This window comes from Bacillus sp. AY2-1 (genome assembly GCF_008368965.1).
GTDB classification, from domain to species: Bacteria; Bacillota; Bacilli; order Bacillales; family Bacillaceae_G; genus Bacillus_A; species Bacillus_A thuringiensis_S.
Map to the genome: position 1 here is coordinate 1 of NZ_QPEL01000008.1, position 26,418 is coordinate 26,418.

A 26,418-nucleotide genomic window follows, 5' to 3' on the forward strand; every position below is an offset into this window, starting at 1 on the left:
ATTGTTAATTACATTGACTTAATAAACTCAAACAATTATTTATATTCTTTACTCTGCTTTCAAAAATCTGTCTTATTAAAGCTTCACTTTATTACATAAGCCCGTAACCTTCTTCACAATCAGCTCCGCAGTATTTTTCTCCGGTGGCATCAATAAATTCGTAACAGGCCCATATACAACAGGATTTAATTCTACTTCATATCCACCATATGTAAACTCTTCCCTTGTCGGTAAATAACCAATATATCCATTCGTATATCCACCAAGAAAGGCTATTTCATTTTGAAGACTCTCTTTCACTTCTAACGCGGTTTCTGAAAAAGGTTCCATCGGTATACCAAAGAACATTCCATCATTAACTTGAAACAGTTGAACTTCTAAATCAATACGTAACTGCCGAATACCTTGCTTATATTTCTCTAAAACGATAGTAAGCCACTCGTCCGTGTTCACACCCCACTGCTTCTCCGCCAATTGAGCCATGCTTCGTATCTCATTCATTTCAGGAATATCTTTCAACTTCATTTGCATCATACTCGAAACTGTTCTTAAATTTACAATTGGACTATATGTAACTATTGGCAATATTGTTAATACATGTCCACTAAGTGTGTAAGCCATTTGCTTTACTGCTTCCCTTGAACCGCGATACTTCGCATTTACATTACCAGCAGCTCCTTGCACAATAATAACAGGGCAATTTACGATTTTCTCAAGAATCTCCCTCGTCATTCCAGGATAATCCGCTGATAATACATCGCTATCACCTTTTAAAACATTCGGATGCGCAGTACAAAATACAATAATCCCAGATAGCTCCTTCGTTTCAGCATTTCTTATTGCTAACATGCCAATTCGTTTATCTACAACACCCTCTATATTTGTTCCCATCTTTGCTCTTCCATCAGATGTTCTCTCTCTTCGGTTTATCCCAATATCACCTGTCGTAACACTCCAGCCAACTTCACATAGCCCCAAGTTATTATTTGCAGTAACAGCACCGTGCACTACATTATTTACTAAACTCGTTTTATACGACTTTACTAAAGCTTGCTCACCAACAGTTTCCGGACCAGAATGTGTATGTGTATAAACAACTGTTATTCGCTCAAATGGCACATGAAGCCTGCTAGCTACGCGCTCACGAATAATATTCGTATCTTCTACTAACATCCCAATATTATCAATGCTTATAAACACAGTTTTCATTTCATCTTTTTCAAATACAAAAACTGTCCCATAAATATGCTCTTCAATATTATTTATTCCTGTCTCTCTATGGTATCCAACAAAATCAATACCGACAGGCGGCGTAATATCTACCTTGCATACCCCTATTTTGCTCATTTGAATCGCTCCATTTCTCTATATAACTCCCTTTCTTCAAGAATAGCATATTTAACTTTGCCCCAAATAAAAAAGAACGGACATAGCATTCTATGTCCATTCTTTTCATCACACATACTTCCGATGCACCATCTTCCCATCATAAGAAAACACAACGCCCTTACTTTCCACAATCGACTCCATATGCACCGTTCTTCCCCATAACTGATGAATGTATGGCAGTACTTTTTCTAAGTATTTTAAATCGAGCTCAATTCCTTCGTAACTATGTTTAATGTACAACTCTCCGTTCTTTAAGTAGTCACCATCTTCTACTACTAAGTACGGGAAGCCACCATTTGTACGCATATTTACGAGCTGATCACGTACATGTTCCCACTCTTTATCTATTACCTTATATTCTTTTCCTTGGCGTTGGAATAAGTACATATCTTCTCTCATTACGAGATCTTTGTTTAAGTAGTTCCTTAAGAATGATACATCCCATTCGATTTCGCGTACTTCAAAGATTTTGTCACGGCCAGATCCTGGTTTTACACCGCGTCGTTTCATTTCTTCTGTCGGGTTATTGTAGCGCTCCTCTATATCTTCAAACATTTTAATACCTAGGTAGTATGGGTTAATACTTGTTTTTGATGGTTGAACTACACCTGCATTAAGCTTTGCGAATTCAATCGCTTCAGAAGATGTTAAGTCCATTTCACGGAGTATGCGTTGATGCCAGTATGATGCCCAGCCTTCATTCATAATTTTTGTTTCAAGCTGCGGCCAGAAATATAGCATTTCCTCACGCATCATCGTTAATATATCTCGCTGCCAATCTTCTAGCTCACGGCTATATTCTTCAATGAAGAGGAGTAAATCTTTCTCTGGTTGCGGCGGAATTTTCTTCTTTTTATGCATATTAGGTCGTTCTCTCTTTTTGTTTCGATCATCTAAATTCCATAAGTCATCGTACTGTGATATCTTTTTCTTTTCTACATCCTCTTCTAAATCTTCAATACTCCACGCAAGTTTTGGACGCATAATCGATGGGTCAATATGCTCTTGAATGGCAAGTACGGCATCTAAAAATGTTTCTACCTCTGCTTTTCCGTACTTATGCTCATACGCTTTCACACGGTCCGCTGTTGCCGCCATACTTTCTACCATATCTCGCTTCGTATTTGAAAAACGAATATTATTTTTGAAGAAGTCACAGTGTGCTAAAACGTGCGCTACAATTAATTTGTTTTGAATTAACGAGTTCGTATCTAATAAAAAGGCGTAACATGGATCAGAGTTAATAACGAGTTCGTATATTTTACTAAGACCTAAATCGTATTGTAATTTCATTCTAAAAAACTGTTTTCCAAAACTCCAATGTGAAAACCGCGTCGGCATCCCATATGCACCAAATGTATAAATAATTTCCGCTGGACATATTTCATAACGCATCGGATAAAAATCAAGCCCAAATCCAGTCGCAATTTCCGTAATTTCCGCAATCGCATATTGCAGTGCTTTATCGTCACTTGCTCTCATTATTTTCCCTCCTTACACTTTCCCTTAAGAAAGTGTATGATGGAGAACAAGCTTTCATGAGGATTGATTGCATAATAAAAAGACACCCCCGCAAAAACGAGAATGTCTTATCTATTAACCTTCAATAATCTCCATCTTCTCCGTAATCGGAGTACGAGCTTTTCCTTCTGGTGCTTTATCGAAATAGCCAAGGTGAAGAATTCCAACGATACGTTGACCTCTTGTTAAACCAAGTCCTTCTATAAATAATGGATTATAGTTTAATCCGCCTGATTTCCAAACACAACCTAATCCACGTTCCCAAGCAAGCAGTTGGAAGTTTTGCATAAATGCACATGTTGCAGCGTAATCTTCGTCACGTTGAATTTGACGTGGATCTTCATTAATATAAACAACGATTTGTGCGGGCGTGCTTAAGAAACGATCTGATAAAATTTTGCCGCGTTTCGCTCTTTCTTCTTCTGTGAAAGAGTTTAATACTGCGTCTACTAATTTTTTGCGACCTTCTCCAATGTATAATTTACAATTCCATGGTTCACGGTGTTTATGATTCGGTGCCCACGTTGCGTCGTTTAATAGTTCAATTAATAACTCTTTATCTACAGCTTTATCTGTGAATGTACGTACAGAGCGTCTTTCTTTAATCACATTTGCGATGGAAGTATATGTAGTCATATTTTTCTCTCCCTTATTTTCATCTATATGTATACATTTGTTATTGATATTGATTTTCAATTTCGATTATACCTTAGTTTTTTACTATTAATCAATGTTTTATGTTGGAAAACTTCTAAAAATGTCATTTAATACTGTGAATAAAAAAACTTAACTTGTTCACAAGTATTTCACATTTTATGGAAATGATATGTGTACAGTTTTCTACATTATCCATCTAGGAGGAGTTTATATGTACAAAAAAATCGCAGTAAGTATGACCATGGCAACATTATTATTCGGGGCAACCGTCTTCCCTACTTTCGCTGCCACGCCAAAAGAAGTAACATTGCACCATCATAAGCCTATTTCAGAAGAAGAAATGCAGTCGCTAGAAAAACTCGGCTACAACAAACATGAAATTTGGAGAGCTGCTCACATTGCAAGAATCAGTAAAAAAGAAATAAAAGACGTTTTAGCTTACTATAAGCAAAATAAATCTTGGGAGAAAACAGCCGAGCATTTCGGTGTAGATCCAAGTAAGCTGAAAAAACATCATATGAATAAAGAAACAAAGCAAGCACTGCTACAACAGTTAGCAACTATGCAAAAATCCACACCGGATCAGCTAAAACAAAAAATGAAAGAATATAACATCAAATTGCGTCACCTTACTGTGTTAACAATCATCTCTCAAAAAAGCAATACCCCTCTTGATGATGTATTAAAAATGAAAAAAGATGGAATGGACATGAAACAAATTGCCGAAAAATTAAATGTAAAAAGAGAAGATATACGGGCGGAAATGATGAAATTAGTGAAGTCTATTAAAGAACAAAAAACAAATTAAAATGCTAAAAAGGAAGAGCCATTCACCACTCTTCCTTTTCTTTATGAACTTTCAATTTTTAAGTATAAATTCCCGTCTTTCCCAAAAACTAACACAAGTAAATGATGTAAGTTAGGGGTGAGAAAATGTTCGGTTTATCATCTAAGAAATCAAAAAAGACTAATACAAAAACACTTTGTTCTATCCCAGAATTTATACAAACCATGAAAGAATCAAGCGATTTTGTCTCTTATAACATACTTAAAGATGAAACGTTGTGCTTATTTTATTATAAATCTGTCGTGGAAGCACTTATTATTAAACAATTCATTTTAACTCCTCTAAAAAAGGAATCGGAACAAATCCAAAACATCTCTGATTTATGTAATATCATCTCTATTGAAGACATTATTACCTCCCCTTCTATTGATGATATTCGTGAAAAATTATTAGGTGGATACATTTTAATACGATTAAAAAACAATTCGAATCCTGATCAATATGCTTTAATTCGTGCCGAAAGTACTGTTTTAGGAAAACGATTATATAACGATACAGAAAATGAGTATAGCGTAATCGGGCCTAAAATCGGTTTCATTGAAAACCTTGATACAAATATACACTTATTACGTCGAAATATTGTAACTGAGCAACTCATCTTTAAAGAAGTTACCGTCGGATCTATATCAAAAACGAAAGTAGCAGTTGCTTATATAGAAGGAGTTACAAATGAACAATTCATCAACACCGCAATACAACGGCTAGAAGACATTGACTTTGATGTCCCATTTGATTCAACTATGATTGAGCAATTTATTAGTGATAATAGCAATTCACCTTTTCCTGTTCTATTACCTACAGAGCGATTAGATCGAGCTGTATTTGCGTTAATTAACGGGGAAGTTTTAATTTTAACAGATGGCTCTCCATATGCTTTATCAGGACCAACAACGTTACTGGATTTTTTCATTTCACCAGAAGATTATTATTTACCGTGGATGATTGGATCGTTCTTTCGTATTATTCGTTTTTTCGGAGCTATATTTTCTCTGTTTTCCTCCGCTATTTATACAGCGGCTTTAACATATCATTATCAAATGATTCCTGCCGATTTACTAGGTCCTATTATTTTCTCGAGAGCTAACGTACCTTTCCCTCCTATTCTAGAAGCACTCTTTTTAGAAATTACAATCGAATTGCTTCGTGAAGCGGGAGCGCGTTTACCGACAAAAGTCGGACAAACGATTGGAATTGTTGGGGGGATTGTAATTGGCCAAGCATCTGTTGAAGCGGCTTTGACAAGTACTATTTTACTAATTGCAGTTGCTTTATCCGCTCTTGCATCATTCACAACACCAACCGTAAAGATGTCTTCTACTATCCGGTTGTTACGCTTTCCGCTTATTCTTTTAGCCGGTGCATTCGGAGGATTAGGCCTTATTGTCGGATTTGTATTTATTTTAGCTCATTTAATTAAATTAAAATCACTTGGATCACCTTATTTATTACCTTTATATCCATTTCGTGGTTTAGGTACAGCAGAAGGTTTTCTTCGATTACCATTTAGTCAAACGGCACAAAGACCTTCTTTTCTTAGACCAAAATCAAAATGGCGCTATAATCCAAACAAATCGAAGCAAAAACGTGATGGTGAGAATGAATGAAAAAAGTTTTATTGCACCTTATCATTATCTTCTTCGTTTTACAAACTGGCTGTACACAAACGTATATAGTAGATGCACAGCGTATTATTCATATTGCTGGATTTGACATCACAAAAAACAAAAGATTCCAAGGAACTATTCTATTCCCAGAGTACACACATGGTGTAAAGTCTAAGCCAGAGACGCAAACAACATCTGCCCGTTCACTTGAAACAATTGCTTCACGATTGAATGCGAAATCTCCTCACAATGTTGTTGTAGGTCAAATGCGTGTCGTCCTATTTGGAAAAGCTCTAGGAGAACGCGGAATGGGAGAGATTATTACTAACTTACAACGTGACCCAAATATCGGGCGTGATGTACAACTAGCAATTGTAGATGGATCGGCTGAAGAGCTTTTAAATTATGGAAAAAAAAATGGGTCTTTATATATTGCTGATTTACTCGAACAAAATATAAGAAATGAGAACATTCCACAAACCACATTAAACATTTTTTTATATAATTATTACTCTTCTGTATGTGATGCCTATGTTCCTTATATTAAAATGGACGATAATCATTCTGTCGCTGTCAAAGGACTTGCCTTTTTAAAAGGCGATAAAGTCGTCATGTATACGGATAAAAGACATTCTGTTTTAGCAAAATTACTTATTAACCCTACGAAAAATGGACGTTACGAAGCTGCGATAACAAAGGATAAACATAAAGGCATGGTTGTTATACAAAACTTAGCTGGGGAAAATAAGTATGATATAGATCAATCTGGCGACATACCAAAAGTAAAAATCCATTTAAAATTAAATGGATTAATTAAAAACTCTCCTAATTGGATTGATTTAAGAAAAAAAACAAATATCAACTATATAAAAAAACAAATTGAACGAAATGTCGAAAAAGACTGTGAAAATTTAATAAAACAATTTCAAGAAAAGGAAATTGATCCTTTAGGAATACGAGATGAAATTAGAAGCCATACAAGAAAATGGAATATAAAACAAATTCGAAATATGTATAAAAATGTAGCGGTGGATATAAATTTAGATCTTAATATTGTACAATCTGGAATCGGAGAATAGTGAGGTGAAATAAGCAATGAATACAATAAATAAAACAAAGACAGTCTCTCCATATTTTGCATTTATTTTATTGCATTCTCTCCAGATTGGTATAGGAATTCTCGGATATCAACGTGTAATTTTAAAAAACGCTGGTTATGATGCCTGGATTTCTCTTATTATTGCGGGAATTGCAACTCATATTGTGCTGTTTTGTATGTTAAAAATGCTTGAAAAAGACGGAGATTTAATTAGTATCCATACAACAACCTTTGGAAAGTGGTTTGGCTCTATATTTTCTGTAATTTTCACTCTTTATTGCTTATTATTTTGCCTTACTGTTCTTCGTACATATATGGAAGTGATACAAGTTTGGATTTTCCCTACCATTAAGTTATGGAAACTTACGCTTATGTTTTTGTTAGTCACTTACTACATTATAAAAGGTGGCTTCCGTTCTGTGACAGGGATATGTTTTTGGGGTATTGTTCTTCCTATTTTCGTTGTATTCTTTTTAATCTATCCAATGAAATATGCTCATTTCCGTAATATTTTACCTATTTTTACACATTCACCTTTTGACATGCTTATATCTGCAAAACACTCTGCATTGGAATTTCTGGGGTTTGAAACAATTCTTATCTTTTATCCCTTTATTGAAAAAGGAAAATCTTTAAAACGATGGGCCCATGCTGGAATTGCTTTTAGCACCTTAATTTATGTAGTTTTAGCTATCGTATCCTTTATGTATTATAGTGAGGGTCAATTAAACCGTACTATTTGGCCTACTTTAACAATGTTAAAAATAATTAAAGTTCCTTTTATTCAGCGTTTTGAATATATTATTATTTTCGTTTGGTTTTTAATTATTTTACCAAACCTTTGCTTAACCATTTGGTCATCATGTCAAACGATGAAGCGTTCCTTTCATATTTCATTTAAATTTACATTACCGTTTTTTATTTTCATCATATTTTCAGCTTCTCTGCTTTTCACAAACCGTGAAAGTATCAATACATTAAATACCGTACTATCTCAAGCGGGTTTATATATTGTATACGCTTATATCCCAATTTTATTTCTATTTCATTCGCTAAGATGGCGTTTCAAAAATCAGTCGAAAAAATCTTCACCCGACACTCCATAATCTCTGATACAATTTGATTAATACATTTGTAAAGGGGACAAGCGAATGAAAAAGTATGTATTTTCTTTACTTGCAGTACTAAGCTTAATTCTTGCTGGATGCGGAAGTACTGGTACAAATGACAAAAAATCTTCTGAATCAAAAAAAGAAGAACATGACCATGCATCCCACACTCAACAAGCTGACATTCAAGAGAAAACAAAAGGAGTCGACACACTTCCGACCTTCCTAGATAAGCTTGATCCACAAATGAAAGATATTTACAGCGTCGCTGGGCAAAATGCAGAGCTATTAGATTGGATTCCATGCTATTGTGGTTGCGGTGAAAGTGTAGGACATAAAAATAATAAAAACTGCTTTATTCGTGAAATTAAAAAGAATGGTGAAGTTGTTTGGGATTCCCACGCAACGACTTGCGTCAATTGCCTAGAAATCGCAGTTGAATCTGCTTCCATGAAACAAAAAGGAAAATCAACGCTTGAAATTCGTAACTATATCGATAATAAATACAAAGAAGGCTATGGCAAACCAACACCTACGCCAATGCCAAAAGCTTAAAAAACGAGGGAATTCCTCGTTTTTTCTTTTCATTCTCTTTTTTTCTTAACAAATTCTTTCAAGTGTATTTCTCCTTACTTATCACACACTATATATAACTCTCGGTAAGGAGGGTACACAGTGCAAACATATAACGACTATGATAAAGCTCTCTATTACACGTATTGCTGTAATTGGGATAAATTACTCGTTCTCATGGTTCAAACGAACGATCAATTATTTTCTAAGCGTATTGAGCATTTTTTACACGCTTATCAATACAGCAAAGAACTACCAGAAGTTGATAAACAACTGCAGCTCCTATTTCAATATATTGACCATGCATCCCAAAAGTCGCATGTAGAAGAAGTAGAGCAAATTCAAATGTAAAATATAGCGCTATTCTCTTTAGGAGAATGGCGCTTTTTTAAAATATTAATACCAATAAAAGTTTCCTCTTATAAAACTTTTATTGATAAACATATTTTTTCTTTCTTTTCTATACCACTTCATACTATAATTTAGTATGTAACTATTATAAGAGAGGTATAAAATATGGGACGAGAAAAAAAGCAAGAATATGCTTTACTTACCGCATGGGGAGCTTCTTTTGTCGCTACACTAGGAAGTCTGTACTTTTCCGAAATCATGAAATTTGAGCCTTGTGTCCTTTGTTGGTATCAACGCATTTTTATGTATCCATTCGTTTTATGGCTTGGTATTGCTGTAGCAAAGAAAGACTATCGCATCGCAAGTTATTCTTTACCAATCGCAACTATTGGCGCTTGTATTTCTTTATATCACTATGCAATTCAAAAAGTCGCAGCATTTTCAGCAGCTGGGGCAGCTTGTGGACGTGTACCATGTACGGGAGAATACATAAACTGGTTCGGCTTTGTGACAATCCCGTTTTTAGCACTTATCGGCTTTATTACAATCGCTGTTTGTAGCTTTATTGTCATTAAAAACAAATAAGGAGATGAAAGAATGAAAAAAATGCTTATATTTGGTGGTATTATTATCGCCTTGTTCGTGGCAATTTTTGCAGTAACACAAATGGAAGAAAAAAATGCTACTAGCCAAAAAATTGATAATCCTACTGAAAGTAAGACAAACGGTTCTGACTACTACACAAATAAAATCTCTCTTTCAGATCTTCAAAAGAACTTAAAAGAGAAAAAAGAAGAAACAGTATACTTTTATCAAACATCTTGCGTTCATTGCCAAAAATTATCTCCTGTCGTAGTGCCGATGGCTAAAGACTTGAACGTTGATATGAAAGTTATGGATATTGAAAAATTAGATGCTCCTTGGGATGAATATAAAATTCAAGGTACACCAACAATCATTCATTTTAAAGATGGCAAAGAAGTAAGCCGTATTAGCGGTGAACAGCCAAAAGACAAATTAAAAGAATGGCTTGAGCAAACGAAAAATTAACGAGAAAAGGAAACTCCTTCTACACATGAAATGGGCGTAAAATCCCACACTAATGTATAAGGAGGGGGTTTTATGCCAGAAGTAAGATGTTCTGTTTCCAACTGTTCTTTTTGGGGACAAGGTAACTTTTGTCAAGCAAGTGCGATCGTCGTTCAGCCTGATGCAGATGAAACTGGTCAAACTGAAAATGATTCATATACAGCTGCTGTTTTAACAAACGAGACGCTAGAAAGTTCTGTAGCAACGAGTGTAGAGACTTGTTGTCATACATTTAAGCCTAAATATTAAACATAAAAAGCATACGATTCATCGTATGCTTTTTTACATCCCTCTCCAAAAATCATGCATAATAAAAAAATATAAAATAACGAGAACGGCCGTCCCGCATAGGGTAATGCGCCGATATATACTCTTCTCTCCTTCCCTCGCTTTCACAAACGCCCAAATAAATCCGAAGAATAATATTAAATCAACATATGGAACATAAAAAGAAAAGACGAGAAACGCATATAAATACACGATAAATAAACAGGTCGTTACTAAGAAAACTTTAAACGCAAATTCACTTTTCATAATATAACCGCCCCCTATCTGTACTGTATTATATTCAGCAAAATACAATAGTTGCAGTTAAACTCCAAGTATAAATAAGCTACCGTCTGTAATACGGTAGCCATTACGGAACATTGTATTTCCGTTTATATATATTACTTAAGATCGAAGAAGGAATTTGCTCGTAACGAATTTTCTCTCCTGTTTCATCTATAATATACGAATTGTTTCCTATATAATATATTCCATCTTTTCGCTTTGAGTACACTGGATATCTTTCGTTCGGCAATACCGTTTTCACTTTCGTTAACTGTCCATTTGGTTCTTGCCAATATATATCTGCGCGGTCTACTAACGTAAGTACTCCAATTTGTTCTTCTTCTATTTTTCGTCCATTCCAGCTCACAACGCGATAACCAAGCTTATTCGCTTCATATTCGGGGCTCGTATGAAAACGAGAAATGATTACTTTTGTTTGTAATTGTACTCGGTCATATAACCATTGTATATCCCTGTCATGCATGCGAATACAGCCATTTGATTCCCTACTTCCAATCGTCCATTCCCGATTTGTCCCGTGAATCGCATATTCATTCTTATCTAGCCCAAGCCATCTCGTACCAAGAGGGTTATTCGGTGCACCCCCAGCTATTTTTTTTCGATGGTATTCTTTATTTTTAAATTTAGTTATAATACAAAAATTACCTTCAGGCGTAGGTGTACGATCTCTTCCAGTCGTTACTGGAAATGTTTTTGTGTAATTTCCATTCTCAAAAAAAGACAACTGGTTTGTGGTAAGATTCACTAATATTAAATGATCTGTATCAGCAAAAGCACTAACCGGTAGGAAGAAAAATAATAGTAAAACGAAACATACCCTTTTCACCTATATCCCCCCTAGCGCTCACCATAATAATTGTAATTAGCTTTACTTTGCTCTTATAAATGAAAAACTATCCATTTACAATAACGCCCCCATTTACATGTATCATTTGTCCCGTAACATAAGAAGAATCACCAGACGCTAAATATACATATGCCGGCGCTAACTCATATGGTTGACCAGGCCTTTGCATCGGGACATTGCTCCCAAACTGAGAGACTTTCTTCTCATCAAAGCTCGATGGAATAAGCGGTGTCCAAATCGGTCCCGGCGCAACACCATTTACACGAATTCCTTTTTGTACTAATGATTGAGAAAGTGATCTTGTAAAAGCAACAATAGCTCCTTTTGTTGCGGAATAATCAATTAACGTTTCATTTCCTTCATATGCAACGATAGATGCCGTATTTATAATGACATCTCCTTGTTTTAAATGAGAAAGTACTGCTTTCGTAACGTGAAAATAAGAAAAAATATTAATACGAAAAGTCTTTTCTAGCTGTTCTGCTGTAATATACTCTAGTCCTTGCTGCGGATATTGCTGCGCGACATTATTTACTAAAACCTGTAAACTACCTAGCTGCTGGACGGTCTCTTGAACAACATCTTTACAATGCTGTTCATCACTTAAATCACCCGGCAACAATACACACTTTACTCCTTCTTTTTCAACACGTTGTTTCGTCTCATTTGCATCTTCTTCCTCATCTAAATAAGCAATCGCAATATTTGCTCCCTCTTTCGCAAAAGCGATGGAAACAGCTCGTCCAATCCCACTATCTCCCCCTGTAATTAATACATTCTTTCCTTTTAACTTTTCGCTACCTTTATAATTTGAATCTTCAAACTGCGGAAGTGGATTCATTAATGATTCAATACCAGGCTGTTTATTTTGATGTTGCGCTGGCATTGTTACAAAGTTTTTTTGCTGTGGCATAGCTTCTTTCAACTCCTTTTCCTTATAATGTGCATAATAAAAACTGAAATTCACACATCAAGTTACGATTAATATTCGAATTTAAGACACAAAATATGAATTGTTGTAAACTTTTTATACAAAACTATTGCAAAATAGTTAAAAAACGAATATTATATATAACTGTTGTGAAAATTATTCGTAAACAGAAAGGATGTTTATATGTTTAACCTTTCAAAACATAAAACTTCTATTAAAACTGAAATTATGGCAGGTATTATTACCTTCTTAACAATGGCATATATCATTGTCGTAAACCCTGTCATCCTTGGGGATGCAGGTGTTCCATTTGAACAAGCATTTACAGCAACAATTATCGCTGCTGTTGTCGGAACATTATTTATGGCGATCTTTACAAACTTACCAATCGCAATTGCACCAGGTATGGGATTAAATGCTTACTTCTCTTACTCTGTTGTAAAAGCGCATGAAGGCATGACTTTCGCAATTGCATTCTCTGCTGTATTCGTAGCAGGTATGATTTTAATTTTGCTATCATTTACATCTTTCCGTACAAAATTAATGGAAGCAATTCCTGAAAACTTAAAACATGCAATTACTGCTGGTATCGGGCTATTTATCGCCTTTATCGGTTTACGTTTAACAGGTATCGTTACAAAAAATGATGCAAACTTAGTTGGACTTGGTGATCTTCACTCTGCTCCAGTTCTACTAGCATTAGCTGGACTTGGAATTACTATTATCCTTATGTCTTTAAATGTAAATGGCGCACTATTTATCGGTATGCTATTAACTGGTATTATCGCTTTCTTCACAGGACAATTAACATTCTCAAACGGTGTTACATCAATGCCTGGATTACCAGAAGGAATTATCGTTTCAAATCCAATTACTGCTGTATCTGACGTAATTAACTACGGATTATACGGCGTTGTATTCTCATTCTTCCTTGTTACATTATTTGATACAACAGGTACATTACTTGGCGTTGCACAACAAGGTGGATTTATGAAAGACGGAAAGCTTCCAAAAGCAGGACGAGCTCTTCTATCTGACTCATTCTCAGCAACAATCGGTTCTATGTTCGGAACAACACCATCAACAGCTTACATTGAATCATCTGCTGGTGTTGCAGCTGGTGGTCGTACTGGTTTAACAACTGTTACAGTAGCTGTTTTATTCGCACTAGCAGCATTCTTCGGACCATTAGTAAGTGCCGTTTCTGGTGTATCAGCTATTACTGCACCATCATTAATTATCGTTGGTAGTCTTATGATGGGATCAGTTCGCCACATCGATTGGGACGCATTTGATGAAGCATTCCCAGCATTCTTAGTAATCTTAAGCATGCCACTTACATCAAGTATCGCAACAGGTATCGCTCTTGGATTTATTTCATACCCACTTATGAAAGTGGCAAAAGGTAAATTCCGTGCTGTTCACCCACTTGTGTATGTATTTGGAATTTTGTTTGCTTATCAATTAATTTTCTTACCACATTAAAATCCCTCATAAAGAGGGATTTTTTATTTATAAAAGAAAAGTAGAGCATCGAAATTAGATGCTCTACTTTTCTTTTGTTACTTTTAACACTTCTCATTTACTTGTAATTCTTTACTGTACTTTTGAATGAACACTGACGAAATAACCATTACCATCCCTACACTCAACCCAATAAGCTGATCTAGTAGCATTTCATCATGAATGAACCAGCGCAGTAAAAATACACCACCAAAAATAAGCAACATAGTAAATCCAGTATGTCTAAGACCTTTATATACATTTTCCATATGTATCACCTCTTCACATACTTTTATCCATATTATACCATACATCCATCAAGCAAACGTATTGTCCTCTGGCAGCATGCAGCTACCTTTTGATCGTGTGTTACAACTAGCACCGTTTTCCCTTGTTTATGAATCTCTTTTAAGATGCTCATAATTTTCTTTCCGTTTTCTTGATCAAGAGCACCCGTTGGTTCATCAGCGAGGATAATTTTAGTATCTTGTGCTAAAGCCCTTGCTATTGCTGTTCTTTGCTGTTCTCCACCTGATAACTCGTAAGGATATTTGTTAATATGCCTCTCAATCCCTACCATTTTCAGCATTTCTTTTGAAATTTGCATACGTTTCTTATGAGAAATTCTTCTATATACAAGCGGAAGCATTACATTTTCAACAACTGTATAATCATCTAATAGCGAAAAGTTCTGAAACACAAATCCCACTTCCGTATTTCTATACTTATGATAGTTTGCCTTTAATGTACTTGTATCCACTCCATCTAAAAAATACTTTCCAGTAGAGGGGCTATCAATTAAGCCAATAATGTTAAGAAGAGTAGATTTCCCTGAACCAGAGGGGCCCATAATAGCTATCATTTCGCCTTGTTCTATTGTAAGATTAATATCTTTTAAAGCACTAAAATTACTATGTCCAAAGCACTTCGCTACATTTTCAAGCCTAATCATCTATAACACCTCTTTCATATATATTTTTTTATTTTTAATACAGTGAAATAAATGATTGCATATATAATGAAGATCATTATAATTGATAAAGCACCTATAACAACCAATGATTCTATAGAGACTTTTAACGTTCCAAAGAAAGATACTATACTATTTTCTAGCCCTTTCTGAATTTCAATTACTCCGCTATTCTCCCATTGAAAATACATTATTCCTAAACATATCGATAAAACGAATAGCAACATATACTCAATAATAAATGGAAGACATATTTGAAAAGTGCTTGCACCTAACGCTGATTTAATAGAAATATTTTTACACTCCATATAAAGTGCTGCCATTGATGTTAATACGATAGATAGAAATGAAAAAAATAAGACTGTACCGCTTAATAATAAGGGGTATGACATATTATCAATACCTTGTTTTTCATTTTCTAACAATTTATTCGGATTTGTAACATAATACGAATAACCCTTACCTTCTGTTACCTTTAATACTTTCTTTTGAAATTCATTTATATTTATCTTCTCATTTGTTTCTATAATTAACCCATTGTATAAAAGTTCTGCACTATAGAACTCTAGTTCTTCTGTTCCAATTGGTAAAATCGCCATGTCATCTAATAATGTAATACGATTATCCGATATTTCACCGCTTCGAGGATATGTGAATGGTGAATTTTTTTCTAAAAAGCCAATTACTTTTAGCTTCATTTTTCCAGATGGTATAACATCACCAATAGATACCTTACCTATATAATTAGCCCCTAATATAACAGGTCTAATATCAAATACTGATTTATGAAATTCCAATTCCTCAAAATATCTTCCTTGTGAAATTCGTATATGAAAGTACTTATTAATATCTTTATCAACAATAAGAGTCTTTATCGTTCCATTTTCTTCTTTTAAACTAAGTGAATAGTTACGGAACAAATAATTTGTTTTATTTGTTATTGGTATCGTATTAGATAACCCTTGCATGAAATGTTGATAATCATTTTTCGCTTTTTCTTCGCTAAACAATGTTATATCTTGCGTCGCATAAAGTTCATAGAAATTTTTATGAGTCGATAAATTATTTGCTATCGTCATCATTTTTCGATATCCGGAAAGATTACTAACAAATTCTATTGCTGAAGAAAATGCAATAATTAAAGAAATTACTATAATCAAACTTGGTAACAACCGTTTTTTCACAGACCGTATAGAATCAAATATAAAAAACATGAAGACCTCCTACGTTCTTAAATGTTTTCCGGGATATATATTTATAATGTGCTTGATTGGAATTACAGTAACACAAATTGTAAGAAGAATTATAAAAACAACATTGCATATCAATACATATAGTGTTAACGGTTTTACTAAGTATGTCTGAAAATAAGTATGAATTGTTCCCGAAAACATTTCTAACGTAATAAAAACTAAGAACATCGCTACTAGAGAAATAAACAAAATTTGAATATATAGTTCGCAATAAATAGATATATTAGAAGCACCTACTGCTTTTTTTAATGAAATCTCTTTTTCTTTTTTATAAATCCAAAATAAAACCGCAGAAATGCCAGAAACAATTGCAACAAGAATGAATTTATAGTAATACTTATTTGCTGGATCTACATGTGTCACATCTAGTTCCTGAAGATTTCGTTCATTCAGTATTTGAACATCTCCCGAAAGCACTTCTTTACTCCTACCCATAAACTTTTTTATTTCGTTATGAATAGATGATGTAGGATTAACAACTGTTAATTGTAATTGTTTACTCGCGATAATACCTTTTTTAGATATAGTAGGTAAGTTTTGAAGTGGAACGTATATGCCTGCTACACCGACGTCACTGTCCTTTCTTGATATAGTTCCTATTTTTTTATATGTATCATCAAATTCATATAACTCCTCTACATTCGTTTGATCGCCAACAACCATATCGTTTACATTTTCACGATGAAAATATTGTCCTTCAGAAATATATGGCTTCCAATAATAATCATCTTTTAAGTTCACAGCTATGATCTTTGTTGCCCCTGAACTATTCAATGCTTTTAAATTTTCTACGTAAATATCACTTTTCACAAAAGTATCTTGTATGAGGGGAATTATCGTTTCCAATTCGGTTTCATTCGCTATCGGAACAGTTAACGTTTGATTCTTTTCTGGAAAACCAATTTGAAAGGCAGCTATAAAATTTCGTTTAGACTCTGTTAAAAGCGCGGCTACTGATATAGAAAGAAAAGAAATAAAAAATGACATAAGAAGAATTAAGAAAAACAGTTTATTACTTTTTATATTTTTAAAAGCTAGGTACATGTCTGTGCTCCTTTTAAATAAGAAGGAGATGATGAACATCCCCTTCTCCTTATCCAAATATTTATAAAAACAACTGTTTAATATTTTTTACCACTGTAATCGTAAGTTACCATTACTATCAAAAGTACCTTTGTGTGTATCTTCTTGATAGTCATTATTCTCATTCGCATAGTGCTCCGAGTATAGTCCTTTTGCACCAAAGGCGTTATATGCACCATTACTCACAGTTGCGTTTAATGCTCTTCCAGATTCATGGGATCCTAATTTGTCTGAAGCGCTTTCAATATATGAATTATTTCCATTTGATTTAATAAAAGAAATTGCTACTGAACAACGAGATGCATTTTGATTCGTAGTAGTTTGAGCTCTGTAAGATAGTAGGTTACCGCTTTTGTGACCGCTTAGAGTTGGATAGAATGCACTTGTTGAGATTGATGTTGCTAATAATACTAAAGTCGTAATTGAAAAAACTTTTCCTTTCATTAACAAGCACCTCATAAATTTAATAGTTTAGTAGCGCTACATCATCATAATATCCTTCAAATAAATTCTCCTCAATAAGAAACCTCGATGTTTTACAAACTCTTTAAACACTTAAACATTCATACATTTTTAAAAAGTAACGTATAAGTAGCAATATAAAAAGACTGCAGAGAAATTCTTCTCCGCAGCCTAATCATTATTTTTGTAAAAACGACTGTAAATCTGCAAACTGTCTCTTTGCATCTTCATAGCCTTGCTCGTATAAATTTTGTAGTTTTGCTGTATCTTTTTCCATACGATCTACTTGAAGCGGCACTTCTGGGCGAATAACAAATAAATTACCCGCTTGCTCTTCTTTTTCAATGTAGTGAAGCGTTTCATTATACACTTCATAACGATTCAGCATCGTGTTAACAAGGTTCGGATATTTTTTATACGCTTTCGCTGCAATCCATCCAAACTTTGATTTTTTCTTCGCGTAACCGTGATTTCTCGTTAAAATAACGACTGATTTTTTAAATCCATCTTCTTGCGCTTTACGAACTGGAATCGGATCAGAAATTCCTCCATCTAATAACCGCTTACCACGGTAATTTACTACAGGTGCAATGAAAGGTAATGAACTAGATGCTTGTAATAAATTTAGTGCATCATCATTTGTCCCCTCTTTTTCAAAATAAACAGACTGTCCTGTTTCACAATCTGTTGTGCCTACAAGGAAACGCTCTGGACTATTAAAGTATGTTTCAAAATCAAACGGTACATGCTTTTCTGGAATCTCATGAAAAATGAACTCCATATCAAATAATTGGCGTTTTCTCCATAAGTTTTTATACGATAAATATTGCGGGTGTGATGCATAATCAATATTTACTGTTTTATTTCTATTTCTTTGTCTGGAAAGATACGACGCTGCATGACAAGCACCAGCTGATACACCGATTACATATGGAAAATATAAATCTTGTTCCATAAAATATTCTAATATCCCGCCCGTATATACACCACGCATACCGCCGCCTTCTAATACTAACCCCGTATTTTCAAGCATGTTACTCTCTCCTCTATATATATTGACTCTTTAATTATTCACCATGTTAAGTATCTTTTTCTATTATATATGAGTTCTTTCAGAAATTATATTCAAAAGACTTGAGAAAAAGGAGTTTTTTCTTCCAATTATATTTCCAAATGATCTGAGACATCCTTTATAAACCTTTGAATAAAGTCTTGCTCTGCTTTCGTATAACCATCTAAAAGTAACAGCCACTTTTCTTCAGCTTGCTTATGCAATTTTTCATGAGCTATATATATTTCATTCCCACTTTCCGTTAAGCGGAAGAAGATTTCTTTTTGATTATCTAACATTTGCATCTTCTCAACGAATTGCTTTTGAAACAACTTTGTACAAATTTTAGAGATCGCTCCCTTCGTCATGCCCATTTCTATCGTGATTGCCGTTACATTCATCAAACCATTTTTTCCGATACATTCGATTACATGTAACTCAGATAAAGACATACTACTTACACCTGTCTCATAAAAAAACTTCTCGTTTTGTCGTTTTAAATGTTCTTCTTTTTTATGCAAAAGTGTACGAATGTCCGACAGTATTTCCATTTGCTTCGTTGTATGCTTCAATCCGTTCGCCTCCTAAGTTTCCAAAGAAACAATTTAACTATATACCATTTTAAAATTATTTTTTCATCTTTACAAGTGAGAAAATCATGTTAAAATAAATTTAGTTTCCGAGGAAACTAAAATACAAGGAGGTTAACAAGATGAAAAAATCTAAACTAACTTTCATTTTATATGTTGTCTGTATTAGTGCCTTACTCGGTTCCTTCGCTCAAAATATTTACACACCTATCTTACCGATGATTCAAAATTCTTTTCACACTTCTCTTTATCTTGTAAATGTAACAGTTTCACTTTTCACATTCGTTCTTGCAATTATGCAGCTCGTATATGGACCTTTAATTGATACAAAAGGGAGAAAATCTGTCCTTATCCCTAGTTTAGTCATTAGTACAATTGGTTCAATCGGATGTGCTTTTTCGGCAAACATTTATTTATTTCTCTTTTTTAGAGCTGTTCAAGCTATAGGAATAGCAGCTATACCTGTAGTTGCAGCAACGATTATCGGTGATTTATTCAAAAGAAAAGAACGCGGAGAAGCGATGAGCCTGTATCAAATGTTACTTGCTCTCGCTCCTGCGATTGGCCCTCTCATAGGTGGTTATCTCGGCAGTATAAATGGCCACTTATCCGTATTTCTGTTTTTATCTACAATTGGTATCATCTTATTGATCATAAACATTTCACTACTTCCAGAAACAAAACCAACTGTAAGTAAGCAACCGCAAGCAAAAAAAAATTGCTGGTTTATCTTAAAAAATAAAACTGGATTTTCTATTACTCTTATTGGCTTCATTCAATTTTGTATTTACTTTTGCTTCCTCGTTTTTTTACCGAGCATTTTAACAAATTCATTTCACTTAACTGCAAGTAAAATTGGCCTTATATTTGTACCAATGTCCCTTTCTATTATGTTAGGAAGTTATTGCTACAAGCTTTTGCAAAAACGCCTCACAACAAAGCAAGCTTTATTCATCACTAGTTTCTTCAATATTATATGTGTCACTTTATTCTCTTTCACATATAGCATCAATATCCCATTCACCATTATCGTTACATCTTTATACGGTTTTAGTATGGGACTTTCTATGCCAACTCACACTACTTTATTAACGGAAGAATTCGTACAAGAACGCGCAACAGCCATCGGTATGTATAACTTCATACGCTATCTCGGTATGGGCACAGGGCCACTTGTAGGTGGATTTCTTGTATTTAATCAAAATTACTTTTGGATTTTCTTCCTAGGTGCAATTACATTTCTATTTATCATTTTATGCGCACTGAAAATGCTACGTTTTCAGGTTGTACAAAAAGCAAAATAGAGACCTATAGATGGTCTCTATTCTAAACTCTTTGATCTGCAACGATATGAATATCAATATACTTCGTTTCTCTCATAATTTCATTTACAATTGAACCTTTTCGAATTTCTTCCCACCTTGTTCTTGCTGATTGTCCGAGTAAAATTTGCGTTACTTGTAGTCTTTTCGCAACTTCAATAATAACATCCGCTGGCTTTCTTCCTTTTGCCTCTTCTAAAACAAAACTCGCATCAAATTGATTCGTTAACGACTTCCACTCTTCAATCGTCTGCTTTTTCCCAGCTGAAATAGAATCTATATTTTCCCTCTCAACGTTTAATACGTACAATTCAGCATTTAACCGATCAGCCATGCGCCATCCCCGTCGTATTAATTTCTCCGCTGTCGAACTGTATTGTACACAAACAAGAATTTTTTCTTTTACACCAATCGGTTCTATTACTGTTTGGCTAATTTTCTCGTCCATATCATCTGCCACTTCCCGAAGTGATAATTCTCTTAGTGCCCCTAAATTATTAAGCGTAAAGAAATTTTGTAAGCTTTGCTCTATTTTTTCTTCCTTATATATCTTTCCATCTATTAACCTCTTCCTTAATACTTCCGGCGTTGCATCAACGAGCTGAATTTCATTTGCTTTTTGTAAAATAAAATCTGGAATACGTTCTCGCACTTTAACATTCGTAATTTGAGCAACAATGTCATGAACACTTTCTAAATGTTGAATATTAAAAGCTGATAAGACGGATATACCGGCATCTAGCAATTCCTGTACATCCATATAACGTTTCTTATTTTTAGATCCAGGAATATTGCTATGCGCAAGTTCATCCACAACAACGACTTGCGGTGCACGTTTTATAATTCCTTCCACATCGAGTTCATAAAATACTTTCCCTTTATACTCTATTTCTTTTAAAGGAACTTTTTCTAAATCAGCAATTGCTTCTTCCGTCTCTTTTCTACCGTGCGTTTCAATTAAACCAATTACAATATCCGTACCATCCTTTTTCATTTCTCTTGCATCAAAGAGCATTTTATAACTTTTTCCTACTCCTGGAGCCGCTCCTACATATAACTTTAACTTCCCGCGGTTTTGCTGACGAATATATTCTAAATACTCTTCTGGTGTTCGCCTTTGAAAAGTTGGTTTATAGTCATCCGCATACAAAACACTCACAACCTTTCTTTCGAAACAACGCTACCTCAATCCGTTAGATTGAGGTAGCGTTGTTTCTATTTCAGTAGTTTCTGCAATTCTAAATTTAACTTTAAAACGTTTACGCGGTTCTCTCCAAATAAGCCAAGTGCAGCACCTTCTGTTTGATCTTTAATCAACTGATTTAGCGTTTCTTTCGGAATATTCGTTAATTTAGAGATACGATCCACCTGCACAGAAGCTGCCTGCGGACTAATATCAGGATCTAGCCCTGAACCTGAATTCGTCACTAGATCAATCGGCACTTCTGTTACCGGAACAGCCCGATTTTGTTTCTTCCACTCTTCAATACTTTTCTCTACTCGTTTCTCTAAATCTGGATTAGATGGTGCATAGTTATTTGAACCAGATGCTTCAGCCTTATATTCAATACTAGAAACACGCCCTTGAAAATAACGTGGATCCGTGAAGTTTTGACCAATTAATTTAGAACCAATCACTTCATTTTTATCATTATATATTAGACTTCCATCCGCATTATCCTTCATTACTGCTTGTGCAATACCAGTAACAATAAGCGGATATACAAGCCCGCACAACACTAAAAATGTAAAAGTAATACGGATAATTGGTGATAGTATACTTTGTTTCTTCGCCATCTTTTTCCCCTCTTCCTTATATGAACAAGCCGACAATTATATCAATTACTTTAATTCCAATGAATGGTACAATCACTCCGCCAAGTCCATAAATAAGTAGGTTTCGGCCAAGTAGTGCATTCGAACTCATTGGTTTATATGCGATACCTTTCATCGCCAATGGAATGAGTAATGGAATAATAACTGCATTAAATAGTAATGCTGATAAAATCGCTGACAGTGGTGATGTTAGTTTCATAATGTTTAATGCCTCCATTTGCGGAATCGCAAGTGTAAACATCGCTGGAATGATTGCAAAATATTTTGCAATATCGTTCGCAATACTAAACGTCGTTAACGCACCACGCGTCATTAACAATTGCTTACCAATCCCTACAACCTCAATAATTTTTGTCGGGTTCGAATCTAAATCAATCATATTCGCTGCTTCTTTCGCAGCTGTCGTACCACTATTCATCGCTAATCCAACGTCAGCCTGCGCTAATGCCGGCGCATCATTTGTACCATCACCTGTCATCGCTACAAGTTTCCCTTTATCTTGCTCTGCTTTAATAACCGCAATTTTATCTTCTGGCTTACACTCAGCAACAAACTCATCTACCCCTGCTTCTTTTGCAATCGTTGCTGCTGTTAACGGGTTATCACCTGTACACATAACCGTTTTAATCCCCATTTGGCGCAATTGTTCAAAACGCTCACGCATACCTGGCTTTACTGTATCCTTTAAATAAATTAAACCGTAAATACGATTATCCACTGCAACTACAAGTGGTGTCCCGCCCTCTTTGGAAATGGAATCTGCTTTTTGATTTACATCTTTCGGAATCGTTCCACCTTGTGACCTAACCCATTCAATTACGCTACCTACAGCACCTTTTCTCACTTTCGTTCCGTCCTGTAAATCCACACCACTCATTCTCGTTTCTGCTTTGAACGGAACAAAATCACCTTGCTCTGCAATTTCTCGATTATATGATATAGCTTTCGTTTTTACATATTCTATAACTGATCGACCTTCTGGTGTTTCATCTAAAACTGAACTAATCGCGGCCCATTTCCCTACTTGCTCAATCGTCTCATTTCCTACAGGAAGCAATGTATGTGCCATTCGGTTCCCGAAAGTAATCGTACCTGTTTTATCTAAAATGATTGTATTAATATCACCCGCAGCTTCTACTGCTTTACCCGACATCGCTAACACATTGAACTTTGTCACGCGGTCCATCCCGGCAATACCAATTGCTGATAATAAACCACCAATTGTCGTTGGAATTAAACAAACTAACAACGCTACAAGTACAGCTGTATCAATTTGAAATCCTAAATAGTTTGTAAAAATCGGCAACGTCACAACAACGATTAAGAAAATAAGCGTTAAACTCGTTAATACTGTATTTAAAGCAATCTCATTCGGCGTTTTTTGACGAGCAGCTCCTTCTACTAACGAAATCATTTTATCAATAAATGATTCACCAGGATTACTCGTAATGACAATTGTAATCTCATCACTTACGACCATCGTCCCGCCTGTTACGGAACAAAAATCGCCGCCCGCTTCTTTTATTACAGGAGCTGATTCCCCTGTAATTGCAGATTCATCTACAGATGCTAACCCTTTGATTACTTCGCCATCATTCGGAATCATTTCTCCTTGTTTTACGATAACAACGTCACCTTTTCTCAGATCAGTTGCTGAAACTTGGACAATGTCTCCATTTTCTTTTACAACATTTGCAAACACATCTTTCTTCGACTGCTTTAAAGAATCGGCTTGCGCTTTACCACGACCTTCTGCTAATGCTTCTGCAAAATTCGCAAATAAAACTGTAAATAATAGAATGAGAGAAACTGTTATATTAAACCAACCTGGTATACTACTAGAACTACTTGGAAGAAAAGATAAAATGAACGTAATGATAAATCCAATTTCCACAACGAACATAATCGGATTCTTTATCATGACTTTCGGATTCAATTTCGCAATGGATTGCTTCATCGCATGTGTTACGATATCACGATCCATCGTTTTCGCTTGTCTAACTTCATCTTCTACAGCATGTATTTGTGACTCATTTAATTGTTTTTCTTTTACTACTACCGGTCTCATCATTTACCCTCCATTACTTCAATGTAAGAAATTCTGCAATTGGTCCGAGTACTAACATCGGGAAGAATGTTAATGCACCAACAATTACAATTGTTCCGATAAAGATACCACCAAATAAACTATTATCTGTACGGAACGTTCCGACTGTTTCTGGCACTACCGTTTTTTCTTTCAACGAAGCTGCCACAGCTAGCATCGTAATTAAACTGAAGTAACGTCCTAAAAACATAACTAAACCAGTCGTAATATTCCAAAACGGTGTATTATCTCCTAATCCTTCAAATCCAGATCCGTTATTCGCAGCTGACGATGTATATTCATATACAACTTGCGTTAAACCGTGGAAACCGGAATGAGAAATAGCATCCGTCCCTAAATTTGTTGAAAGAGCTAATGCCGAAAAGCCTAAAATGAGCAATGGATGAAATAGTATCGTGACCGCAATTAATTTCATTTCCTTACCTTCAATCTTTTTACCTAAAAACTCTGGTGTCCGTCCAACCATTAACCCAGATATAAACACTGCAATAATTGCATACATAATAATATTTACAAAACCTGCTCCAACGCCGCCATATACTGTGTTTAACATCATATTTACAAGTGGAACTAAACCGCCAATTGGTGTTAACGTATCATGCATCGTATTAACGGCGCCTGTTTCAGCAGCTGTCGTTACCGTTGCGTATAGTGAAGAAAATACTGTTCCAAATCGTACTTCTTTCCCTTCTGTACTTCCTTGTACATGTTCGATACCCATTCCATTTAATGCCGGATTCCCGTTTAGTTCAGATGTCGTAATTGTTATAAATCCTAGTAGAAACACCATGAATAGTGATACGAAGAGAATACGACCTTGTTTTTTATTTCCTACCATTCGTCCGTACGTAAATGGAAGTGCTGTTGGCAATAACATCATAAGCATCATTTGCAAAATATTACTCATTTGTCCTGGGTTTTCAAAAGGATGCGTAGAGTTTGCTCCGAAAAATCCACCGCCGTTATTTCCAAGTTCCTTAATGGAAACGAATGATGCAACAGGCCCACGTAATATACTTTGTTTTGCCCCATCAATCGTTTGTGCTGTAACCGCTCCATCTAACGTTTGCGGTACACCAAGTGCGACAAAGACTAGCGCCGCAATAAATGCGATAGGAAGAAACACTCTCGTTAGTGCTCTCGTAAAATCAACGAAAAAGTTACCAAGTTCTTTTCCAGCGAGCCCTCTTATAAATGCCATAACGAGTGCTAATGTCGTTGCCGGTGCTGCAAACATTAAAAATGTAATTCCGATTAATTGTGATAAATAAGATAAACCATTTTCACCGCTATAATGCTGTAAGTTTGTATCAGCCATAAAACTAATTGCTGTATTAAAAGCGAGCGTAGGCTCCATTCCTTCAATATGTGCTGGATTTAGCGGCAACACACCTTGTAATCTGAAAATGAAATATACGACAACAATCATAAATCCATTGAGTAAAACTAATGATAATGCGTACTGTTTCCACGTTTGATTGTATTCTTTTACACCCGTAATTTTAAAAATAAGTTTTTCAAAAGGGCCGAATACTTTATCTAGCATTTTGCTACCTTGAAAAGCTTTTTCTAAATAAATCCCCATTGGCTTTGCTACTAAAATAAACAAGAGCATTGTAATAATGACTGCAACCCAAATCATAATGAATGA

27 protein-coding genes and 1 pseudogene are annotated in these 26,418 nt (G+C 35.0%); 11 read left to right on the forward strand and 17 right to left on the reverse strand.

Annotated features, from left to right (window positions below):
* Positions 1–75: 75 nt before the first annotated feature.
* The 3 genes from DN403_RS00700 to DN403_RS00710 form a co-directional block, all read right to left on the reverse strand.
* Entirely contained in the window at positions 76–1,347 is a 1,272-nt protein-coding gene (locus tag DN403_RS00700; RefSeq protein WP_000034541.1) for a neutral/alkaline non-lysosomal ceramidase N-terminal domain-containing protein, read from the reverse strand.
* 108 nt (positions 1,348–1,455) lie between these two features.
* Positions 1,456–2,871, reverse strand: a complete 1,416-nt coding sequence (spoVR, locus tag DN403_RS00705; RefSeq protein ID WP_001202690.1) for a stage V sporulation protein SpoVR — start codon at positions 2,869–2,871, stop codon at positions 1,456–1,458.
* Between the two features lie 114 nt (positions 2,872–2,985).
* Positions 2,986–3,546 carry a nitroreductase family protein gene (locus DN403_RS00710; protein ID WP_000214808.1) on the reverse strand — a complete coding sequence of 187 codons (561 nt, stop codon included), beginning with the start codon at positions 3,544–3,546 and terminating at the stop codon, positions 2,986–2,988.
* 232 nt (positions 3,547–3,778) lie between these two features.
* Between DN403_RS00710 and DN403_RS00715 the strand changes: the two genes are divergently transcribed.
* The 9 genes from DN403_RS00715 to DN403_RS00755 all read left to right on the forward strand — a co-directional run bounded on the left by DN403_RS00715 (position 3,779) and on the right by DN403_RS00755 (position 10,488).
* Positions 3,779–4,375, forward strand: coding sequence for a hypothetical protein (locus tag DN403_RS00715; RefSeq protein ID WP_000276997.1), 597 nt, complete (start codon positions 3,779–3,781; stop codon positions 4,373–4,375).
* A 125-nt stretch (positions 4,376–4,500) separates the two neighbouring features.
* Positions 4,501–6,018: a spore germination protein gene (locus DN403_RS00720; protein WP_098829422.1), complete on the forward strand. Its 1,518-nt coding sequence runs from the start codon at positions 4,501–4,503 to the stop codon at positions 6,016–6,018.
* A complete protein-coding gene (locus DN403_RS00725; protein WP_149185270.1) occupies positions 6,015–7,097 on the forward strand; it encodes a Ger(x)C family spore germination protein in 1,083 nt (360 codons plus the stop codon). The genes DN403_RS00720 and DN403_RS00725 overlap by 4 nt, the downstream gene beginning before the upstream one ends.
* A gap of 16 nt (positions 7,098–7,113) precedes the next feature.
* Positions 7,114–8,223 (forward strand): GerAB/ArcD/ProY family transporter, encoded by a 1,110-nt coding sequence (locus tag DN403_RS00730; RefSeq protein WP_001092365.1) that lies wholly within the window; start codon positions 7,114–7,116, stop codon positions 8,221–8,223.
* Between the two features lie 45 nt (positions 8,224–8,268).
* Complete coding sequence (locus DN403_RS00735; protein WP_000761022.1) at positions 8,269–8,781, forward strand: PCYCGC domain-containing protein; 513 nt, start codon at positions 8,269–8,271, stop codon at positions 8,779–8,781.
* Positions 8,782–8,901: 120 nt separating this feature from the next.
* A complete protein-coding gene (locus tag DN403_RS00740; protein WP_001195459.1) occupies positions 8,902–9,150 on the forward strand; it encodes a YhdB family protein in 249 nt (82 codons plus the stop codon).
* Between the two features lie 165 nt (positions 9,151–9,315).
* A complete protein-coding gene (locus DN403_RS00745) occupies positions 9,316–9,735 on the forward strand; it encodes a disulfide formation protein C (RefSeq protein WP_000532272.1) in 420 nt (139 codons plus the stop codon).
* Positions 9,736–9,747: 12 nt separating this feature from the next.
* The gene (locus DN403_RS00750) at positions 9,748–10,200 is read left to right on the forward strand and encodes a thioredoxin family protein (RefSeq protein ID WP_000738452.1); all 453 of its coding nucleotides are present in this window, start codon (positions 9,748–9,750) and stop codon (positions 10,198–10,200) included.
* 72 nt (positions 10,201–10,272) lie between these two features.
* On the forward strand, positions 10,273–10,488 hold the full coding sequence (locus DN403_RS00755) for a DUF1540 domain-containing protein (protein WP_001115488.1): 216 nt from the start codon (positions 10,273–10,275) through the stop codon (positions 10,486–10,488).
* A gap of 33 nt (positions 10,489–10,521) precedes the next feature.
* Here DN403_RS00755 and DN403_RS00760 read toward each other — a convergent pair whose 3' ends face one another.
* From DN403_RS00760 to DN403_RS00770, 3 genes are all read right to left on the reverse strand, one after another.
* The gene (locus DN403_RS00760; protein WP_000834195.1) at positions 10,522–10,773 is read right to left on the reverse strand and encodes a hypothetical protein; all 252 of its coding nucleotides are present in this window, start codon (positions 10,771–10,773) and stop codon (positions 10,522–10,524) included.
* Between the two features lie 103 nt (positions 10,774–10,876).
* On the reverse strand, positions 10,877–11,638 hold the full coding sequence (locus tag DN403_RS00765) for a L,D-transpeptidase (protein WP_000831959.1): 762 nt from the start codon (positions 11,636–11,638) through the stop codon (positions 10,877–10,879).
* A 67-nt stretch (positions 11,639–11,705) separates the two neighbouring features.
* Positions 11,706–12,572 (reverse strand): SDR family oxidoreductase, encoded by an 867-nt coding sequence (locus DN403_RS00770; RefSeq protein ID WP_001136291.1) that lies wholly within the window; start codon positions 12,570–12,572, stop codon positions 11,706–11,708.
* A gap of 201 nt (positions 12,573–12,773) precedes the next feature.
* Between DN403_RS00770 and DN403_RS00775 the strand changes: the two genes are divergently transcribed.
* Positions 12,774–14,075 carry an NCS2 family permease gene (locus tag DN403_RS00775; protein ID WP_000482710.1) on the forward strand — a complete coding sequence of 434 codons (1,302 nt, stop codon included), beginning with the start codon at positions 12,774–12,776 and terminating at the stop codon, positions 14,073–14,075.
* A gap of 83 nt (positions 14,076–14,158) precedes the next feature.
* Here the strand turns inward: DN403_RS00775 and DN403_RS00780 are convergent, their stop codons facing one another.
* The 7 genes and pseudogenes from DN403_RS00780 to DN403_RS00810 all read right to left on the reverse strand — a co-directional run bounded on the left by DN403_RS00780 (position 14,159) and on the right by DN403_RS00810 (position 19,484).
* Positions 14,159–14,362 carry a hypothetical protein gene (locus DN403_RS00780; protein ID WP_000432821.1) on the reverse strand — a complete coding sequence of 68 codons (204 nt, stop codon included), beginning with the start codon at positions 14,360–14,362 and terminating at the stop codon, positions 14,159–14,161.
* A gap of 32 nt (positions 14,363–14,394) precedes the next feature.
* The gene (locus DN403_RS00785; RefSeq protein ID WP_000620150.1) at positions 14,395–15,045 is read right to left on the reverse strand and encodes an ABC transporter ATP-binding protein; all 651 of its coding nucleotides are present in this window, start codon (positions 15,043–15,045) and stop codon (positions 14,395–14,397) included.
* Positions 15,046–16,277 (reverse strand): annotated as a pseudogene (locus DN403_RS00790) (ABC transporter permease family protein). It abuts the gene before it with no gap.
* Positions 16,278–16,286: 9 nt separating this feature from the next.
* Positions 16,287–17,360, reverse strand: a complete 1,074-nt coding sequence (locus DN403_RS00795; RefSeq protein ID WP_000280233.1) for an ABC transporter permease — start codon at positions 17,358–17,360, stop codon at positions 16,287–16,289.
* A gap of 87 nt (positions 17,361–17,447) precedes the next feature.
* Positions 17,448–17,843, reverse strand: coding sequence for a hypothetical protein (locus tag DN403_RS00800; RefSeq protein ID WP_000676983.1), 396 nt, complete (start codon positions 17,841–17,843; stop codon positions 17,448–17,450).
* Between the two features lie 196 nt (positions 17,844–18,039).
* Positions 18,040–18,894 (reverse strand): patatin-like phospholipase family protein, encoded by an 855-nt coding sequence (locus tag DN403_RS00805; protein ID WP_000892706.1) that lies wholly within the window; start codon positions 18,892–18,894, stop codon positions 18,040–18,042.
* 128 nt (positions 18,895–19,022) lie between these two features.
* Positions 19,023–19,484 carry a MarR family transcriptional regulator gene (locus DN403_RS00810; protein ID WP_000683325.1) on the reverse strand — a complete coding sequence of 154 codons (462 nt, stop codon included), beginning with the start codon at positions 19,482–19,484 and terminating at the stop codon, positions 19,023–19,025.
* Positions 19,485–19,624: 140 nt separating this feature from the next.
* Between DN403_RS00810 and DN403_RS00815 the strand changes: the two genes are divergently transcribed.
* A complete protein-coding gene (locus tag DN403_RS00815) occupies positions 19,625–20,806 on the forward strand; it encodes an MFS transporter (protein WP_149185271.1) in 1,182 nt (393 codons plus the stop codon).
* Between the two features lie 22 nt (positions 20,807–20,828).
* On the opposite strand, the gene kdpDN is transcribed toward DN403_RS00815, so the two are convergent.
* Genes kdpDN through kdpA form a run of 4 tightly spaced genes read right to left on the reverse strand, consistent with a single transcriptional unit; the run spans position 20,829 to position 26,409 of the window.
* Positions 20,829–21,983, reverse strand: coding sequence for a KdpD-like non-kinase potassium sensor (gene kdpDN, locus DN403_RS00820; RefSeq protein WP_074790778.1), 1,155 nt, complete (start codon positions 21,981–21,983; stop codon positions 20,829–20,831).
* Between the two features lie 56 nt (positions 21,984–22,039).
* Positions 22,040–22,621, reverse strand: a complete 582-nt coding sequence (kdpC, locus tag DN403_RS00825; RefSeq protein ID WP_001085562.1) for a K(+)-transporting ATPase subunit C — start codon at positions 22,619–22,621, stop codon at positions 22,040–22,042.
* Positions 22,622–22,637: 16 nt separating this feature from the next.
* On the reverse strand, positions 22,638–24,728 hold the full coding sequence (gene kdpB, locus DN403_RS00830; RefSeq protein ID WP_025988994.1) for a potassium-transporting ATPase subunit KdpB: 2,091 nt from the start codon (positions 24,726–24,728) through the stop codon (positions 22,638–22,640).
* 13 nt (positions 24,729–24,741) lie between these two features.
* Positions 24,742–26,409: a potassium-transporting ATPase subunit KdpA gene (gene kdpA / locus DN403_RS00835; protein WP_000638320.1), complete on the reverse strand. Its 1,668-nt coding sequence runs from the start codon at positions 26,407–26,409 to the stop codon at positions 24,742–24,744.
* Between the last annotated feature and the right edge of the window lie 9 nt (positions 26,410–26,418).

What these genes read in the sequence shown, in the direction of transcription:
- DN403_RS00760 (WP_000834195.1), bottom strand. Translation starts at nt 10,773, where the DNA reads ATGAAAAGTGAATTTGCGTTTAAAGTTTTCTTAGTAACGACCTGTTTA.
- DN403_RS00745 (WP_000532272.1), top strand. Translation starts at nt 9,316, where the DNA reads ATGGGACGAGAAAAAAAGCAAGAATATGCTTTACTTACCGCATGGGGA.
- DN403_RS00710 (WP_000214808.1), bottom strand. Translation starts at nt 3,546, where the DNA reads ATGACTACATATACTTCCATCGCAAATGTGATTAAAGAAAGACGCTCT.
- kdpC (WP_001085562.1), bottom strand. Translation starts at nt 22,621, where the DNA reads ATGGCGAAGAAACAAAGTATACTATCACCAATTATCCGTATTACTTTT.
- DN403_RS00715 (WP_000276997.1), top strand. Translation starts at nt 3,779, where the DNA reads ATGTACAAAAAAATCGCAGTAAGTATGACCATGGCAACATTATTATTC.
- DN403_RS00785 (WP_000620150.1), bottom strand. Translation starts at nt 15,045, where the DNA reads ATGATTAGGCTTGAAAATGTAGCGAAGTGCTTTGGACATAGTAATTTT.
- DN403_RS00770 (WP_001136291.1), bottom strand. Translation starts at nt 12,572, where the DNA reads ATGCCACAGCAAAAAAACTTTGTAACAATGCCAGCGCAACATCAAAAT.
- kdpB (WP_025988994.1), bottom strand. Translation starts at nt 24,728, where the DNA reads ATGAGACCGGTAGTAGTAAAAGAAAAACAATTAAATGAGTCACAAATA.
- spoVR (WP_001202690.1), bottom strand. Translation starts at nt 2,871, where the DNA reads ATGAGAGCAAGTGACGATAAAGCACTGCAATATGCGATTGCGGAAATT.
- DN403_RS00795 (WP_000280233.1), bottom strand. Translation starts at nt 17,360, where the DNA reads ATGTACCTAGCTTTTAAAAATATAAAAAGTAATAAACTGTTTTTCTTA.
- DN403_RS00720 (WP_098829422.1), top strand. Translation starts at nt 4,501, where the DNA reads ATGTTCGGTTTATCATCTAAGAAATCAAAAAAGACTAATACAAAAACA.
- DN403_RS00775 (WP_000482710.1), top strand. Translation starts at nt 12,774, where the DNA reads ATGTTTAACCTTTCAAAACATAAAACTTCTATTAAAACTGAAATTATG.
- DN403_RS00735 (WP_000761022.1), top strand. Translation starts at nt 8,269, where the DNA reads ATGAAAAAGTATGTATTTTCTTTACTTGCAGTACTAAGCTTAATTCTT.
- DN403_RS00780 (WP_000432821.1), bottom strand. Translation starts at nt 14,362, where the DNA reads ATGGAAAATGTATATAAAGGTCTTAGACATACTGGATTTACTATGTTG.
- DN403_RS00725 (WP_149185270.1), top strand. Translation starts at nt 6,015, where the DNA reads ATGAAAAAAGTTTTATTGCACCTTATCATTATCTTCTTCGTTTTACAA.
- DN403_RS00750 (WP_000738452.1), top strand. Translation starts at nt 9,748, where the DNA reads ATGAAAAAAATGCTTATATTTGGTGGTATTATTATCGCCTTGTTCGTG.
- DN403_RS00755 (WP_001115488.1), top strand. Translation starts at nt 10,273, where the DNA reads ATGCCAGAAGTAAGATGTTCTGTTTCCAACTGTTCTTTTTGGGGACAA.
- DN403_RS00700 (WP_000034541.1), bottom strand. Translation starts at nt 1,347, where the DNA reads ATGAGCAAAATAGGGGTATGCAAGGTAGATATTACGCCGCCTGTCGGT.
- DN403_RS00730 (WP_001092365.1), top strand. Translation starts at nt 7,114, where the DNA reads ATGAATACAATAAATAAAACAAAGACAGTCTCTCCATATTTTGCATTT.
- DN403_RS00815 (WP_149185271.1), top strand. Translation starts at nt 19,625, where the DNA reads ATGAAAAAATCTAAACTAACTTTCATTTTATATGTTGTCTGTATTAGT.
- kdpA (WP_000638320.1), bottom strand. Translation starts at nt 26,409, where the DNA reads ATGATTTGGGTTGCAGTCATTATTACAATGCTCTTGTTTATTTTAGTA.
- DN403_RS00800 (WP_000676983.1), bottom strand. Translation starts at nt 17,843, where the DNA reads ATGAAAGGAAAAGTTTTTTCAATTACGACTTTAGTATTATTAGCAACA.
- DN403_RS00805 (WP_000892706.1), bottom strand. Translation starts at nt 18,894, where the DNA reads ATGCTTGAAAATACGGGGTTAGTATTAGAAGGCGGCGGTATGCGTGGT.